Genomic DNA, 16,489 nt, shown 5'->3' with positions numbered 1-16,489 from the left:
GGACGGATTGAAGAAGGAAGCTTCGTGACGTCCATCTCTCCCCGGGACAGGCTCGAATCGCGGCCCGAACCCTTGCGCGGAAGATCTCGGTTCATGCGTCTTTCGCGGGTAGCGGCCGCGATCGCGATCCTCCTCGTTCTGATCGCGCTTGTGGCGACGCTTCCGGGCCTTGTGCTGGGGTCCGACGCGGCGCGGCAAGCGGTCGTCGCCCGGCTGGAACGCATGACCGGCGAACCTGTCGCCATCGAGGGTGACATCGCGTTCTCGCTGCTGCCCAGAACCCGCATCATTGTCGACCGCGTGCGCATCGGCGCCGCCGGTTCGCTCGGCATCGGCCGGATCGTCGCCGATCTCGATGCCATGACCGCGTTGACAGGCACCGCGACCATTTCGCGCCTGGTGCTGATCCGGCCCGCGATCGGATCATTGCCGGGTCGGCCGAAGGCTGACGCCGCGCCGCCACGGAGCTCCCCCCAGCCGCGGCAGTTGGCCAGGATGCTGCTTGGTCGGATCGAGGGACTGCGCCGCATCGAGATCCGCGATGGCATCATCCATTCCTCTTCGCAGGGATCCGGCGACGGCGTCGACGATATCGACCTGATCGTCGCGCAATCGTCGGCCGGCGCCCCGCTGAGCCTGTCCGGTTCGTTTCTGTGGAACGGGCAGCCAGCGGACCTGGCTATCGATATCGGCGCTCCGGACGCCCTCTTGGCCGGCGGATCGAGCGGCATCGGCGTCGACCTGTCCTCGCCGCCATTGACCGCGAATTTCGACGGAACCGCGAGCCTCGACAGCAACGCCACGATAAACGGCAGGATCAAGCTGACGGCCGCGTCGCTGCGCGGCGGCATCGGCTGGTTTGCCGACCCCGATCTGCGGATACCCGATATCGGCCCGTTCTCGCTGAATGGCGACCTGCTGCTCGCCGGCCTTCAGGCCAATCTGCAGCAGGCCGACATCTCGATTGCCGGCAGCCGGGGACATGGCGCCCTCGAGGCGAGTTTCGCACCGGCGACGCCTGTCATCGGCGGCACGCTGGCCTTCGCGAGCCTCGATTTCAGCCCGTTCGCCCATGCGCTCCTGCCGTTGCCGGTCGATCCCTTCGATCTCGAACGGCCGATCGACATTGACTTCGCCAAGGCGGTAAAGCTCGACATCCGCCTGTCGGCGGCGCAGGCAAATCTCGGTCCGGTGCCGCTGACCGATGTCGCGGCGGTCGTCAGGATCGGTGAGGGCCGGGCAGAGCTCGATATCGGCGACGCCGCCATCTTCGGCGGCCGCGGCCAAGCCAACCTCGCCTTCGATGCCAATCCGGCAACGCCCTCCGCGACGGGCCATCTTTCCGCCACCGGGATCGATACCGCCAGCTTGCTGCAAGCCCTCAAGATCGAGGCGCTCACCGTGACCGGGCGCTCCAGCCTCTCGGCCGCCTTGACGGCCCCGTTGCGCGACTGGGCATCCATTCTCGGCGGCGCGCGTATCGACGCCGAGTTCGTGTCGCGCAACGGGACGATCCGCGGGGTCTCTCCCGACATCTTCGCCTCATCCGGGACACGGCCACTCGCCGACGGTCTGACGGGGACCACGGTTCCCTACACGAGCCTGGAGGCGAAAATCGCTTCGGCCGGCACCGCCGTCCGGCTCAAAGGCATCACGATCGAAAACGGCACCGGCGTCCTCGCGGCCTCCGGAGACCTGTCGGTCATCGATGGCGGCGTCGCGATCCGTGGGCAGTACGATCCCGGGGCGCCCAAAACCGCTTCCTCCCAGGCCGCGTTCACCACATCGAAACCGATTGCGTTCACCATCGAGGGCAAATGGCCCACCCCGGACGTGACGACGCAATAGGCTGACGATTTGGTCTGACACGTATCGAACGTGATGACCGGACGATCGATCGAGCCTGCGCCGGCGTTCGACGAACGGATCAAGAACGTCGCATGTCTGGCAAATTCCTCACCGACGCCCTCCTCCGCATCCGCAACCAAATCGCGCCGATACTCGCCGCGGCGCTGATGCTGACGGCGAGCGGGACGGCATTCGCCGCACCGCCAACGGCCGAGGCAACCGACGATCCTCGCGCATGCGCCGGCCACTACCACGCGGCGCTCGTCGGCATCGCACAGGCCGACTATCCGAAGATCAAGGCGGCCCGCACGATCGCCTTCAAGGGCGACGACAGCCTGCCCGGATCGCTGATTTTCGCGCCGCCTTCCCGGCCCCGCGACGCCGACGAGATGGCGGCGCTGCGCGAGGCCGTTGCCGAGGCCCGCGCCCGCGGCCGCGCCGCCTGGCTCGCCAGTGCGGACAATCGTTGGATCGCCGACAGGATCGTGACCGAACTCGGCGAATATCTCACCCAGGACGAATCTCCCTATTTGTGCGGCGGCGTCCCCGCCTATCTCGCCACGGTCCACGCTTTCGCAAATCGCATCGCGTCGGCGCCGGCCGAGCCGGCGGCGCACCTGACGATTCAGCGCGACGCCGCGCGGCGGGCGATTCGCGAGGCTTTCGCGGCGATGCGGCCGGTGCCGGCACCACGTTTCGCGCCACCGGAAAGGGGTAGCGACCTTATCGCCGGGCTTCGCCCCTCCAAGGACGCCGAGCGCGTGGCGGCGTTTCTCATCCCGGTCGGGCATTCGACCCGAAAGCGCGTCTACGGGCCGGTGATCGATCCCGGCCTGCCGCCGCTCGCGATGGCCGAGGTCACGCCGCTGGCGAGCGACCGCGACCGGATCTCCGCGCTCGACGATCTCGTCGACACGGCCGAGGCCAGCGGATTCACGACCCCGCCGGAATTGGACGAGACGGCAACTGGCGCCGCCGACGAAAAGCGTGAAGCGTCGGCGACCGGGACGCGTCCGGTGCTGGTTAAGCTGGCCGCGCTGAAACCCCTCATCGTCGGCAGGCAGGCCGCAATCGCCGATCCGCTGGTCCGGCGCGCGCTGATCGCGGCTTTCGCCGAGATCGAGGCGCTCGACTATCTTGCCCATCGCCCGGCCGGCGGCGACCCGATGCTGGCGGCGATCGAAGTCACGCTCGACGCGATCGAGGCCGCCCATGCGAAAGCCTGCGACTGCGCCGATTGAGCCGTCTCGGAGCATCGGACCAAAAGGTGGAATCCGGTTTTTGGATCATTCCGATGCTCGATCGGAATGGCAGAGCGTCCTTTTTGTTCGTGCAAATGGATGCATGGCGCTCTACCCGCCCGCGGCCAATCTCTCGTCCCGGCGTCTGCGCACTTCGCGGCGTTTGGTGACGAGCGCCGCTGCGATGACGCCGACGGCGACGACGGCGACGAGCAGCGTGCTGACGGCGTTGATCTTCGGCGTCACGCCAAGACGGACCTGGCTGTAGATCTTCATCGGGAGCGTCGTCGCGCCGGGACCGGAGGTGAAGCTGGCGATGACCAGATCGTCGAGCGAAAGGGTGAAGGCGAGCATCCAGCCGGCGGCGACGGCCGGCCAGATCACCGGCAGGGTGATCACGAAGAACGCCCTCCAGGGCGGGCAGCCGAGATCCTGCGCCGCTTCCTCCAGGCTGCGGTCGAAGGTCACCAGCCGCGACTGGACCACCACGGCGACGAAGCACATGGAAAAGGTGATATGGGCGATCGTCACGGTCCAGAAGCCCCGGTCGAAATCGAGCGCCACGAACAAAAGCAGCAGCGACAGGCCGGTGATCACCTCCGGCATCACCAGGGGCGCATAGACCATGCCGGTGAACAGCAGACGGCCGCGAAAATCGAAGAACCGCACCAGCGCGGTGGCGGCGAGGGTGCCGAGGATCGTCGCGACGCTCGCCGACAGCAGCGCCACCCGGATGGTGACCCAGGCGGCGTCGAGCAGCGCCTGATCGTTCCACAATTCCCGGTACCAGACCGTCGAGAAGCCTGCCCAGACGGTCACCAGCCGCGAGGCATTGAAGGAATAGATGATCAAGAGCACGATCGGCAGATAGAGGAACGCGAAGCCGAGAACGACCGAGGCGATGTTGAACGGGCTCCAGCTCTTCGACATCACGCGTTTCCGGTGGCTTTTGCCTGCGCCCGCTGGAACCAGACGATCGGCAGCACCAGGGCGAGCAGGAGGAGGATCGCCACCGCCGAGGAGACCGGCCAGTCGCGGTTGGAGAAGAACTCGTTCCACAACGTCTTGCCGATCATCAGCGTGCGCGAGCCGCCGAGAAGGTCCGGAATGACGAATTCGCCGACAGCGGGAATGAACACCAGCATGATGCCGGCGAGGACGCCCGGCCGCGACAGCGGGAAGGTGATCGTCCAGAACGCCTTGACCGGCGGACAGCCAAGATCGTTGGCCGCCTCGACCAGGCGATGATCCATCCGCTCCAGCGAGGCATAGATCGGCAGCACCATGAAGGGCAGATAGGAATAGACGATGCCGATATAGACGGCGAGATTGGTATTCATGATGACCAGCGGCGAGGAGATCAGGCCGAGCCATATGAGGAACTGGTTGAGCAGTCCGTCCGTCTTCAGGATGCCGATCCAGGCATAGACACGGATCAGGAAGCTCGTCCAGAAGGGCAGGATCGTCAACAGCACGAGGACCGGCCTGAGACCGCGCGGCGCCTTGGCCATGCCGTAGGCGAGCGGGTAGCCGACGAGCAGCGTCACGGCGGTCGCGATCGCGGCTATCTTCAGGCTGGACAGGTAGGAATTGATGTAGAGCGGGTCGCTCGCCAGCCACCGGTAATTGTCCAGCGAGAACTGTTGCAGATTGCTCCAGAATTCCGGCAGGTTCCGCAGCGGGAAGGCCGGCAGATAGGGCGGCTGGGCCAGCGCGATCTGCGACAGCGAAATCTTGAAGACGATGAAGAACGGCGCCAGGAAGAAGACCAGCAGCCATAAAAACGGGAGGCCGATGACCAGCTTGCGGTAGAGCCGGCCGGTGCGCGTCGGAAACGGCCGCGTCGCGGGTAACCCTTCGGCCGCCACGCCCCTAGCGCCCCAGCACGATGCCGGCGTCGGCCGGGAAGGTAAGCCATACCTCCTCGTCATAGCCGATCGGCTCGTCCGAGCCGCGCGCGGCGTTGAGCGTCGCGGCCCGGACGATGTCGCCGCTTGCCAGCTTGACGTTGAACAGGGTCATGTCGCCGAGATAGGCGATGTCCCAGACCTCGCCGCGAAGGGCATTCAGCTGTTCGTCCGCCGGCGCGCGCCGGGACAGGCGCAGCTTCTCCGGCCGGATCGCGAAGAAGACCGTCTCGCCGGGTGTCATGTCGAGGCCGCTTTCGGCCTCGATCGTCGCGCCGGCCTTCGCCGCGATGCGCGTCATGCCGTTGCGGCTATCCTCGACCGCCCCTTCCAGGATGTTCACGCTGCCGATGAAATCGGCGACATAGCGTGTCGCCGGCGCCTCGTAGATGATCTCGGGCGTCGCGACCTGCACGATCCTGCCGTCGCGCATCACCGAGATGCGGTCGGCCATGGTCATCGCCTCCTCCTGGTCGTGGGTGACGATCAGAAAGGTCAGGTGCATCTCCTGCTGCAGGTCCATCAGCTCGAACTGCGTCTCCTCGCGCAGCTTCTTGTCGAGCGCGCCGAGCGGCTCGTCGAGCAAAAGCACCTTCGGCCGCTTGGCCAGCGAGCGGGCCAGCGCCACCCGCTGCTGCTGGCCGCCCGAGAGCTGCTGCGGCTTGCGGCTCGCGAAGCCGTCGAGCTTGACGAGTTTCAGCATCTCGGCGACGCGGTCTTCGCGCTCCGACTTCGCCATGCCGTCCTGTTTCAGGCCGAAGGCGATGTTGGCGGCGACGTCCATATGCGGGAACAGCGCGTAGCTCTGGAACATCATGTTGACCGGTCGGCGGTGCGGCGGCATGCCGAGCAGGCTCTGGCCGTCCAGCCGGACATCGCCCTCGCTCGGCTCCTCGAAGCCCGCCATGATCCGCAGGAGTGTCGACTTGCCGCAGCCGGACGGCCCGAGCAGCGCGTGGAATTCGCGCCGGTAGATCGCCAGCGACAGATCGTCGACCGCCTTGAACCGGCCGAACCGCTTGGTGACGCCGTCGAACGCGATCAGCGGCGTTTCGGACGGCTCGTTCCAGGGCTCGAAGCTGCGGCGAATATTGCCGAGGGATTTTTGTGCGCTCGCCATCACCATCCGAACCGAAGCCTCAGGTGCCCCCGGCGACGGACGCCGGGGGCGCCCATTGTCACTGGCCGGTGGTCACCGTCGTGAAGGCGCGATTGACCAGACGCTGGGTCCGCGCGTCGTAAGCCTCCTTGGTGTAAAGCTTGGCCAGAACCTCATCGCTCGGATAGACGGCCGGATCGTTTCGGATCTCGGGATCGACAAATTCCTGGCTCGCCTTGTTGCCATTGGCGTAGACGACGTAATTCGTCGCCTTGGCGATGACTTCGGGCCGCATCAGATAGTCGATGAAGGCGTGGGCGTTTTCGGGATGCGGCGCGTCCGCCGGAATGGCGAGCTGATCGAACCACATGCGGGCGCCCTCCTTGGGGATCGAATAGGCAATCTCGACCCCCTGCCCGGCCTCGGCTGCCCGATCCCGCGCCTGAAAAATGTCGCCGGAATAGCCATAGGCCACGCAGATATCGCCATTGGCGAGCGCGTTGATGTATTCTGACGAATGGAACTTGCGCACATAGGGCCGCACCTTGAGGAGCAGTTCCTCGGCCTTCTTGATGTCTTCGGGACTGGTGGAGTCCGGATCGAGGCCAAGATAGTTGAGCGCCGCCGGAATCACCTCGGTCGCCGCGTCCAGCATCATGATGCCGCAATCGGCGAGCTTTTCGGCATATTGCGGGTCGAAGATCAGATCCCAGGAGTCGGTCGGCGCGTTCGGAAGGCGTTCTTCAACCATTTTCTGGTTATACCCGATTCCCGTGGTTCCCCACATGTAATTAACCGAATAATCGTTGACTTTGTCGTATTCGGCCACGCGGTCGGAAATGACCTCCCACATATTACCGAGATTGCTCAGCTTCGACTTGTCGAGCGGCTGCATCAGCCCGGCCTCGATCTGGCGCACCAGATACTCGGTCGACGGCACCACCACGTCGTAGCCACTGCCGCCGGCGAACAGCTTGGTGTCGAGAATGTCGTTGGAATCATAGACGTCGTAGACGACCTTGATCCCGGTCTCCTTGGTGAATTCCTCAAGGATCGAATCGTCGATATAGTCCGACCAATTATAGACGTTGACGACCTTTTCCTCCTGCGCGGCAGCCGCGCCGATTCCGCCGACGCCTATGGCGAGCGCGGTCGCTCCGATCATCGCGATGGTTCGTCTCATCTGCTTTCGACTCCCTGTCCGTATTGACGCACCGGTCATGCCGTCGATCGTAACCGGTTCGCATCCCGGTCGAGAGTTAAGAACATCGGCGAGCCGATTCCTAGAGGCTCGCACCATGCGCGGCGGAAGAATTGCGGGAGCAGCTATTTTTGTCCCGATCGCCGCATGAACCGCGCAGCCGGCCCATAAGCGTCAAGTGCGCCCGGCACCAATCGGTCGCTGGCGTCGCGAAAGCCGAAACGCGACCAGAACGGCGTGGTGCCGTGGACGGACACCAGGCTCGTGCACGGGTAGACGACGGCAAGTTCGAGAAGCGTCTCCACGACGACGCGCGAATGGCCGGCCCCCCGTCTTTCCGGCGCGACGACGACATCGTGGATGTAGAAGCAGTCGGCGTGCTTGGGCAGGGCACCGAGAACGGCGTCGAGTTTCGGCGGCGCACCGCCCCGCCAGGGATGGCCGATGGCATAGCCGAGGACTGGACCGTCCGCCTCGCCGAGAACCAGGCAGCCGCGCGGATAAAGCCGCAACCGATCGCGGAACACGGCCGCGTCCTCCGGCAAATCCGGGTGGACGCGCTCGGCCAGTCCCGCCACGCCAGCGAGATCGCCCGCGAGCATGGGCCGCCAGACGGGCCTCATACGGACACGACGATCACGCCGCGCTCCGTCTGAAGGGAGCGTTCGCGCCGAACGGTTCGAAGCAGCGACAAGCCGCGTCTCAAGCGTGATGCTTGGCGTACCAGGCAAGCACGAGAGCCGTGCCGAGCATGAGGGCCGGCGCACCGAAATACGCAAAAAGCTCGAAATTCGTCATCGATCGAGCCTCCTCAAGAGTGATCGTCCCGCCGAATGTAGGAGGTAACCTATGACGAGGCAAATGAGGAAGGCCAAAGAAGCCTGGGACAATCCGACCGCCGCCGTTTGAAAGATCGCCGCTCATCGCGGCGCGACGCCACCCGTGATGACGGTGCCGGCAGCCAGAATGTTCAGAAAGTTGGCCGTCAATTTCAGCCGCTCCCTGTCGCCTTCCGTCATTCGATCTCGAGCTCTCCGAAATCTACTCTACACGTCGTCCCCCATCGGGGGACCGCCTGAAGTTTCAGGATGGTTCATGATCGATGCTTCTGCCCCTCGCCGTAGAACAGTTTCTCCCAGGCCTTGTGCGCCTTGTAGCCCTCGCGGATGAACGGCGTGAACACCGCCATGTTCAACACCGCCTTGTTGGTGAGATTGGCCGGGAATATCGTCGGCTTCTCGAAATCGACGAAGAGCACCACCCGCACCTGGTCCGAATGGTTCCAGGCCTCGTGCTCATAGGCATCGTCGAAGATCAAAGCCTCACCCTCGCGCCAGTGGCGGGTCTGATCGTCGATACGGATGCCGACCTTGTCCGGCGCGTCCGGCACGATCAGTCCGAGATGGAAGCGCAGCACGCCATTATACGGCCCGCGATGCGGCGGCAGATGCTTGCCCGGCTCGAAGATCGAGAACATCGCCGATTTGAGCCCTGGGATCTTCTGCAGGATGCGCCAGGTTTGCGGGCATTGCCGGATCGCCTCCTCCGACTTGATGCCGTAGCCGCAAAGAAAGAACGTCTTCCAGTTCTGGTCCGAGGAGATCGAACGGACTTCCGAGGAAATTTCGTGAAAGGCCGGCAATTCGCCCTTGCGCACCAGGATCTTGTCGAGTTCGGCGCGGATCAGCCGCCATTCCGCCTCGACCTCCCGCGCCCAGGGAAAATCATCGGTCGGGAAAATCGGGGGATTGCCGACCGCCGAGTACTTGAGGTTGAGCTTTTCGGCGCCATCGACGAGGCGCTGGACCGATCGGGCGACGACGCCATCGCCTCCCATCGTGTCCTCGAGCCCCTCGGTCTTCTGGTTCTGCTGGCTGACGCTCTTGTCCATCGGTTCCCGCTCTGCATTGGTCGGCTTCGGCCGGCGACGCTGCTCGCGCTTGCCGCCTCGCCCCGCATCCCGGGGCGGCGGCGCGCCGGACTCCTGACGATCCGGTAATGGCGACGAAGCGTTACCCGCAGGCATTTGGGCATCCCCTACTGGAAATCAAATGCGCTCAGCCCGGTGACCATCTCGTCGAGGCCGAGCGGCCGGGTCAGCGGCGGCTCGGCGCGCGCAAGGCAGCCTTGCCGCTCGCACAGGCGGCAGGCCGGCCCGATCCTGGACGCCACGGATTTCGAGCCGAGATGGCGGCCATAGACCGTCTCGTCCTTGAAGCCGATGTCGCAGCCGATCAGGATCGCGGTCCGCCGGGGGCGTTCCTCGAACCCGGCCTGCAGACCCTCCAGGGTTCGCGCGAACAGCAAAAACTCGGCCCCGTCCGGCATCTCGGCGGTCTCGACCAGGATCTGCCCCGGCTGGGCGAAGGCGGCGTGGATCGGCAGCTTGGGACAGCCGCCGCCGAAACGCTGCACCGGAAAGCCACGCGCGCCGGCGCGGCGGAAGCGATTGCCGGCATTATCGACCTCCAGCATGAAGAAGGGCACGCCCGGCGCGCCCTGCCGCTGCAACATGGTCAGCCGGTTCGCCGCCTGCTCGAACGAGACCTGGAAGCGCCCGCGCAAAACGTCGATGTCGTAGGCCGCCCGCTCCGCCGCCGACTGAAACGCGCCATACGGCATCATCAGCGCGTGCGCGGCATAGCGCAAAAGCTCGAAACGGCCGAGCCGCCGGGCCTCGTCGCTGGAAAAGCCGAAGGTCTCGGTCTCGGCGGCGATGACGTCGCCGAAGGCGATCTGACAGGCCTCGAGGGCGGTCTCGCGGATGCGGTCGGCCGGCGCCAGCCGCTCGGAGAGAAACAGCCGACGGGAATGCCGGTCGAAGCGGCGGCGCCAGTTCGGCATGGTCTGCACCGGCAGGACGCGCACGGCGACGTCGTGCTCCTTGCGCATCCACGCCCTCAACGCGGCCATCAGATCGTCACCGGGGGCGAGGCTTTGATGAAAACCTTCGGCCGCGGTCTCGATCGCCGCGAAATAGTTCGGCCGTGTTTCGAAGACCTCGCGCACCTCGTCGATCGGCAACCGCGCCCCGGAAAGCCGCGTCTCGCGGCCCTCGCGCGCCAACAGCTCGGACAGATCGGTGAGCCGTCCCTGCTGCTCGCGATAGGCCCGATGCAGCTTGACGATTCCGGCGGCGGCATTGGGCGCCGCATCGGCGATTTCGAGGAGTTCCTGTTCGCCCGGCAATTCCCCCGCCAGCAACGGATCCGAGAAGACCTCCTTCAGCTCGTTGACCGAACCTCGCGATTCACCGCTTTGAAGGTCGCTCAGATCGATGTCGTAGGATCCCGACAGGCGCAGGATCAGCTGCACTGTCAGCGGCCGCTGGTTGCGTTCGATGAGATTGAGATAGGAGGGCGAAATGCCGAGCCCTTCGGCCATCGCCGTCTGGGTCAAGCCGAGCCCGTTGCGAATGCGCCGGATGCGCGGCCCGGCGAAGATCTTGTTCTCGGCCATCAGCGCCAACCGCCGAGGGGGGTCGGCGAGGCGGCGAGGCACGCCGCAATGTCAGCCGAACGGCGCCAGGGTCCGGGCCACCGCTGACCGCTCAGTGGCCGGCGGGAAGGCTCCCGCCGTTCAAACGCCGTAGGCAGGCCGGACCGGGCCCTCGCATGTAGTAACGCTCGGGATGGTAGGACGGCCGCACCAGACCCCGCAGCACCTGCACGTAACGCGTCAACACAGAAATCCCGCTCATCTTTCGCTCCACCGGCAAGCCCGCTCTCTCCTTGGGCGTAAGGGCAGGTTTGCAGAGAAAGTTTGAGATACATCGAAGACCTTGGCTAAAATTGTCACGATCGCCGGATCGGTGGCATTTAAGCGCCAGCGTTGCACGCGAACCACAGCCGGATCACACCTGACGGCACAGGCATCGGCTCGATTCATCGATATTACAATTTTTACAACTTTACAAGTCTGCGCTGTGAAAGCCTCGACAAGTCGACCAGAATTGCGTCTCCTTCCGGAATAGATCGATGGACAGGGTCTTTGTGCGGTGCAATTTCAATTGTCAGGCGCTGTCAAGAATCTGTCACAGATTCCTCGCGACAGTGATCGACAACAGAGGAATACCGCGATGACTGATTTTTACAATCTGGTCCCCTCCGCACCGGAAGGCCGCTTCGACAACATCACGCGCGACTATAGCGTGGCGGACGTGCAGCGTCTGCGCGGGTCGGTGCAGATCAAGTACACGCTCGCCGAGAATGGCGCCAATCGGCTGTGGCAGCTGATCCATTCGGAGGATTTCGTCAATTCGCTCGGGGCGATGACCGGCAACCAGGCGATGCAGCAGGTGCGCGCCGGCCTCAAGGCGATCTATCTCTCGGGCTGGCAGGTCGCCGCCGATGCCAACACCGCCTCCTCGATGTATCCCGATCAGTCGCTCTATCCGGCCAACGCCGCGCCGGAGCTTTGCCGGCGCATCAACCGCACATTGCAGCGCGCCGACCAGATCGAGCATGCCGAGGGCGAGATGTCGGTCGACACCTGGTTCGCGCCGATCGTCGCCGATGCGGAGGCTGGCTTCGGCGGCCCTCTCAACGCGTTCGAGATCATGAAGGCCTTCATCGAGGCGGGCGCCGCCGGCGTCCACTACGAGGACCAGCTCGCATCCGAGAAAAAGTGCGGCCATCTCGGCGGCAAGGTGCTGATCCCGACCAAGGCGCATATCCGCACCCTCTCGGCCGCGCGCCTCGCCGCCGACGTCATGGGCGTGCCCTCGCTGGTCATCGCCCGCACCGACGCCGAGGCCGCCAAGCTTCTGACCTCCGACATCGACGAGCGCGACCGGATGTTCGTCGATTACGACGCCGGACGGACGGCCGAGGGCTTTTACCGGGTCAAGAACGGGCTCGAGCCCTGCATCGCCCGCGCCATCGCCTATGCGGACTATTCCGACCTGATCTGGTGCGAGACCTCCAAGCCCGATCTCGACCAGGCGCGGCGCTTCGCCGAAGCGGTGAAGAAGGAGCATCCGAACCAGATGCTCGCCTATAACTGCTCGCCCTCCTTCAACTGGAAGAAGCATCTCGACGACGCCACGATCGCCAGGTTTCAGCGCGAGCTCGGCGCGATGGGCTACAAGTTCCAGTTCATCACGCTGGCCGGCTTCCATCAGTTGAACCACGGCATGTTCGAGCTCGCCCGCGGCTACAAGGACCGGCAGATGGCGGCCTATTCACAGCTGCAGGAAGCCGAGTTCGCATCGGAAGCGGACGGCTATACCGCCACCAAGCACCAGCGCGAGGTCGGCACAGGCTATTTCGACGCCGTGTCGATGGCGATCAGCGGCGGCCTGTCCTCGACCACCGCCATGGGCGAATCCACCGAGAGCGACCAGTTCAAGCCGCAAGCGCCGGTCCGCGAAGCCGCGGAATAAACGCCAGGCGGGCCGGATCGCCGTCGGCGACCACCGGCCCGCTCCCCTCCCAAGTTTGGATCATCGAAGGCTGGTCCGCCTGATCGGCAACCAGCGAAATTTTGGAGAAGAACGATGAGCGCAGTCGCAAACGACCAGGAACGCCCGCGCACCCGCGTCAAGGAACGCGCCGAGGAGCAGTCGTCGGCCATGGACGACGCCCAGCAGACCGCGATCCGGATGCTGGCCAACGATCTGCACCGGCTCAATCAGTCGGTCATGAAGGCGGTGGAATCCGGTGTGTCGGTCGAGTTGGTCCGCTCCGCCCGCCATCATTCCGGCAACGGCAATTGGGGCGATCTCCTGATCCCCGTGGTGGTCAAGACCGAGGGCTGAGCTTTCCCCAAGAGCGATAGGACGGGCGCCCTCATGCGTGCCCGTCCTGCTCCGCGCGATCGTCCGATCGCCATCCCTTCCCCCGCCTGCGCCGCAAGGCTATGCTGAACATCCCAGCCGCATGGCGCCGAAGGACTGCATGGCCGACACCTCCAGCACAAAACCACCGCGTAGCGGCGTTCCCGCGCGAGTCGCCCGCCACAAGGCCAAAGCCAAGGCCGGCGGCAACGAACCCAGCCCGATCAAGGGCGCCAAGATGACGGTCAAGCGCGACCTCGGTCCGCTGCACCTGTCGGCCGACGAACACCCCGCTTTTCTGGACTCCAAGCGCGGGGTTGCGTCGATGTCCGAGGCCGGCGACTGGCTTCGCTCCCGCGGCATCGACGATCTGGAATGCATCACGCCGGATCTCGCGGGCGTCGCGCGCGGCAAGATGATGCCGGCGAAGAAGTTCGTCGCCAACACCTCGCTGGCCCTGCCCTCGGCCCTGTTCATGCACACCATCTCCGGTGAATATCCGGAAGAGAGTGGCGACTTTCGCTATTCGCCCAATGACGGCGACCTGAAGCTGGTGCCGGATCTCTCGACGCTGTCGCTGGTTCCCTGGGAGAGCGACCCGACCGCCCAGGTGATCTGCGATCTCGTCGACCAGAGCGGCGCGGCCGTCGCCTACACGCCGCGCAACGTCCTGAAACGCGTGATGGCGCTCTACGAGGCGCGCGGCTGGAAGCCGGTGGTAGCACCCGAAATCGAATTCTATCTGGTCTCCAAGAACGTCGATCCCGACTATCCGCTGGTGCCCCCGATCGGCCGATCCGGCCGGCAGATCCAGAGCGGACAGTCCTATTCCATCGCCGGCGTCAACGAATTCGACGAGCTCATCGACGACATCTACGACTTCTCCGACGCGCAAGGGCTGGAGATCGACACGCTGATCCACGAGGAGGGCGCCGCCCAGCTCGAGATCAATCTGCGCCATGGCGACCCGCTGGAACTTGCCGATCAGGTTTTCATGTTCAAGCGCACCATCCGCGAGGCGGCGCTTGGCCAGGACATCTACGCCACCTTCATGGCCAAGCCGATCCAGGGCCAGCCGGGTTCGGCCATGCACATCCACCAGTCGGTGATCGATCGCGCGAGCGGCCGCAATGCGTTCTCCAACGCGGACGGCTCGGCCTCGGAGCTGTTCTTTTCCTTTATCGGCGGCATGCAGCAATACGTGCCCTGCGCGCTGATCATGATGGCGCCCTATGTCAATTCCTACCGGCGCCTGACCTACGGCATGAGCGCGCCGACCAACAATGCCTGGGGCTACGACAACCGCACGACGGCCTTCCGCGTTCCGACCTCCGATCCGGCCGGGCGGCGGGTGGAGAACCGGCTGCCCTCCTCCGATGCCAATCCCTATCTCGCCATCGCGGCCTCGCTTGCCTGTGGCTATCTCGGCATGGTGAACGGCCTTCGGCCCGACGAGCCGACGGACCGCACGGTGAACGAGGGCGGCGGCATCTCGCTGCCGCGTGGCCTGCTCGAAGCCGTCGCCGCCTTCGAGGCGGAGGAGGCGTTCCACGAGGTGTTCAGCCGCGAATTCGTCGGCACCTATGCCGGCATCAAGCGCGGCGAGCACGAGACCTTCATGCAGGTCATCAGCCCCTGGGAACGCGAGTTCCTGCTGCTTCAAGTCTGACCGTGGGCGCCTACCAGTCCCCCATCGCGCCGGGCCGCTCCTGGTACGAGGACAGCGTCGAACGGCCGAGCTATCCGGCCTTGGGCGAAAGCCTGTCGGTCGACGTCGTGGTCGTCGGTGGCGGCTTCACGGGCCTGTCGGCGGCGGTGCATCTGGCGCGCGCCGGCGTCCGCGTCGCGCTCTTGGAGGCGCATCGCTTCGGCGACGGGGCATCGGGCCGCAATGGCGGCCAGCTGGGCACCGGCCAGCGGCTGGCGCCATCGGAAATCGAGGCCGCCTACGGCTTCGCGCGGTCGAAGGCATTGTTCGACCTTGCCGAGGCGGCGAAGGCGCATCTCACCGACTTCGTCGAGACCAACGGCATCGACGTCGACTATCGCCCCGGTCAGCTGTCGGTCGCCCACAAGCGCCGCTATCTCGACGACTATCGCAAAGAGGTCGACGATCTGGCGGCCCGCTACGACTACCCGCATATGCGCTACATGGAGGCCGGGGAGACCGCCGAGCGGCTGGGCTCGGCCCGCTATTTCGGCGGCATCCGCGACACCGGCACCGGCCACATCAACCCGATGAAACTGGTCGTCGGCAGCGCGCGCGTCGCCGCCGAGGCCGGAGCGCTGCTGTTCGAACAGACCGAGGTCGAGCGGCTGGAGCGCCGCGGCGGCAAAATCGTCGCCACGACGGCCGCCGGCACGGTCACCTCCGAGCGGGCGCTGATCGCCACCAACGCCTATGGCACCGGACTGCATCGCGCCATCGATGCCCATGTCATGCCGATCGGCTCGTTCATCGGAGCGACCGAACCGCTCGCCGACCCCGACGCCATTCTGCCGGGCGGCGAGGCCTGCAACGATTCACGCTTCGTCGTGCGCTATTTCCGCAAGAGCCGCGACGGCCGGCTGCTGTTCGGGGGGCGCGAAGCCTATACGTCGGCGACCGGCGACATCGCGCGGCACATCCTCAAGCAGATCGCCGAAGTCTATCCGCATCTGGCCGATGTCCGCCTCACCCATGCCTGGGGCGGCGCCGTCGGCATCACGATGGAGCGGCTGCCCTATGTGCGCACCCTGGAGCCGGCCATCACGACGATCGGCGGCTTTTCCGGCCACGGCGTGATGCTGGCGAATTTCGCCGGCCGGCTCTACGCCGATCGGGTCACGGGCCAGGAGGATCGGCTGGCCGCATTCGAGGCCCTGCGGATACCGGCGTTTCCGGGCGGCAGGCTCGCCCGCGCGCCGCTCCTGTTCCTGGCGATGACCTGGTTTTCCCTGCGCGACAGGATCTGACGCCCCGGGCGGCTTGGAAATCAGGGCTAGGGCGGCGGCACGGCTGGCGAATCCGGGATCGGTTCGTCGCCGCCGGCAGGACAGGTCTCCATCGACGAATGTCGGCGTCTCCGGCGTCCGTTTCTGCTACACTGTGAATCTGCCGAGCCGATGACGGCTTGCGCCTCAATCAGCAGGGAAAAGGTCGATGAAGGAAAGCAAGGGAAAGTCGAAAAAGGTGCAGGCGCCGAAGCCGAACGCCTCCCAGCCCAGTCAGAAGGGAAATGTCGCAACGCCGCCGAAACCGAAGAAGTAGCGGGCGGGGTCGGGCATCAGCCGCGAAAGCCGCCTCAAGCCCGTGCTGCCGCCGCAGCGCGGATGGAGGGGTGAACGCGGCACAATTTTCTCGGCGAGATCGCTGCCGCCCCCGCTTCATGGCTGGCGCCCGCTGGGGCCGGATCATCATCGCGTTTTCGTGAGGGG

At 65.3% G+C, this 16,489-nt stretch carries 14 protein-coding genes; 6 read left to right on the top strand and 8 right to left on the bottom strand.

From position 1 onward, the window contains the following. Window positions 1–93 precede the first annotated feature (93 nt). Both MJ956_RS01385 and MJ956_RS01380 read left to right on the top strand, forming a co-directional pair. Window positions 94–1,848: an AsmA family protein gene (locus MJ956_RS01385; protein ID WP_253962687.1), complete on the top strand. Its 1,755-nt coding sequence runs from the start codon at window positions 94–96 to the stop codon at window positions 1,846–1,848. 92 nt (window positions 1,849–1,940) lie between these two features. Beyond that, window positions 1,941–3,089, top strand: a complete 1,149-nt coding sequence (locus MJ956_RS01380; RefSeq protein ID WP_253962686.1) for a hypothetical protein — start codon at window positions 1,941–1,943, stop codon at window positions 3,087–3,089. 111 nt (window positions 3,090–3,200) lie between these two features. Here the strand turns inward: MJ956_RS01380 and MJ956_RS01375 are convergent, their stop codons facing one another. The 8 genes from MJ956_RS01375 to MJ956_RS01340 form a co-directional block, all read right to left on the bottom strand. After that, window positions 3,201–4,019, bottom strand: a complete 819-nt coding sequence (locus tag MJ956_RS01375) for an ABC transporter permease (RefSeq protein ID WP_206452978.1) — start codon at window positions 4,017–4,019, stop codon at window positions 3,201–3,203. Next, on the bottom strand, window positions 4,019–4,957 hold the full coding sequence (locus MJ956_RS01370; RefSeq protein ID WP_253962685.1) for an ABC transporter permease subunit: 939 nt from the start codon (window positions 4,955–4,957) through the stop codon (window positions 4,019–4,021). Before MJ956_RS01370 ends, MJ956_RS01375 begins: the two co-directional genes overlap by 1 nt. A 4-nt stretch (window positions 4,958–4,961) precedes the next feature. Then, window positions 4,962–6,116 (bottom strand): ABC transporter ATP-binding protein, encoded by a 1,155-nt coding sequence (locus MJ956_RS01365; RefSeq protein WP_253962684.1) that lies wholly within the window; start codon window positions 6,114–6,116, stop codon window positions 4,962–4,964. 58 nt (window positions 6,117–6,174) lie between these two features. Further along, the gene (locus MJ956_RS01360) at window positions 6,175–7,278 is read right to left on the bottom strand and encodes a polyamine ABC transporter substrate-binding protein (RefSeq protein ID WP_423724775.1); all 1,104 of its coding nucleotides are present in this window, start codon (window positions 7,276–7,278) and stop codon (window positions 6,175–6,177) included. Window positions 7,279–7,421: 143 nt separating this feature from the next. Next, window positions 7,422–7,898, bottom strand: coding sequence for a GNAT family N-acetyltransferase (locus tag MJ956_RS01355; protein WP_253962683.1), 477 nt, complete (start codon window positions 7,896–7,898; stop codon window positions 7,422–7,424). Between the two features lie 491 nt (window positions 7,899–8,389). Further along, a complete protein-coding gene (locus MJ956_RS01350; RefSeq protein WP_253962682.1) occupies window positions 8,390–9,187 on the bottom strand; it encodes an aspartyl/asparaginyl beta-hydroxylase domain-containing protein in 798 nt (265 codons plus the stop codon). A 146-nt stretch (window positions 9,188–9,333) separates the two neighbouring features. Beyond that, complete coding sequence (locus tag MJ956_RS01345) at window positions 9,334–10,755, bottom strand: helix-turn-helix domain-containing protein (protein ID WP_253962681.1); 1,422 nt, start codon at window positions 10,753–10,755, stop codon at window positions 9,334–9,336. 91 nt (window positions 10,756–10,846) lie between these two features. Next, window positions 10,847–10,996, bottom strand: coding sequence for a hypothetical protein (locus tag MJ956_RS01340; protein WP_253962680.1), 150 nt, complete (start codon window positions 10,994–10,996; stop codon window positions 10,847–10,849). 378 nt (window positions 10,997–11,374) lie between these two features. On the opposite strand from MJ956_RS01340, the gene aceA reads away from it, so the two are divergent. The 4 genes from aceA to MJ956_RS01320 all read left to right on the top strand — a co-directional run bounded on the left by aceA (window position 11,375) and on the right by MJ956_RS01320 (window position 16,027). Then, window positions 11,375–12,679, top strand: a complete 1,305-nt coding sequence (gene aceA / locus MJ956_RS01335) for an isocitrate lyase (RefSeq protein WP_253962679.1) — start codon at window positions 11,375–11,377, stop codon at window positions 12,677–12,679. Window positions 12,680–12,793: 114 nt separating this feature from the next. Then, window positions 12,794–13,054, top strand: a complete 261-nt coding sequence (locus tag MJ956_RS01330) for an SMc00767 family acetate metabolism repressor (protein WP_253962678.1) — start codon at window positions 12,794–12,796, stop codon at window positions 13,052–13,054. Window positions 13,055–13,310: 256 nt separating this feature from the next. Next, window positions 13,311–14,741: a glutamine synthetase family protein gene (locus MJ956_RS01325; RefSeq protein ID WP_253962706.1), complete on the top strand. Its 1,431-nt coding sequence runs from the start codon at window positions 13,311–13,313 to the stop codon at window positions 14,739–14,741. A gap of 2 nt (window positions 14,742–14,743) precedes the next feature. Continuing rightward, a complete protein-coding gene (locus MJ956_RS01320) occupies window positions 14,744–16,027 on the top strand; it encodes an NAD(P)/FAD-dependent oxidoreductase (protein WP_253962677.1) in 1,284 nt (427 codons plus the stop codon). Window positions 16,028–16,489: the final 462 nt, after the last annotated feature.

The organism is Aurantimonas marianensis (genome assembly GCF_024195285.1).
Lineage (GTDB): Bacteria > Pseudomonadota > Alphaproteobacteria > Rhizobiales > Rhizobiaceae > Aurantimonas > Aurantimonas marianensis.
Note: the sequence above shows the minus strand (reverse complement) of the source record. Positions and strands in the feature narration are given on the sequence as shown.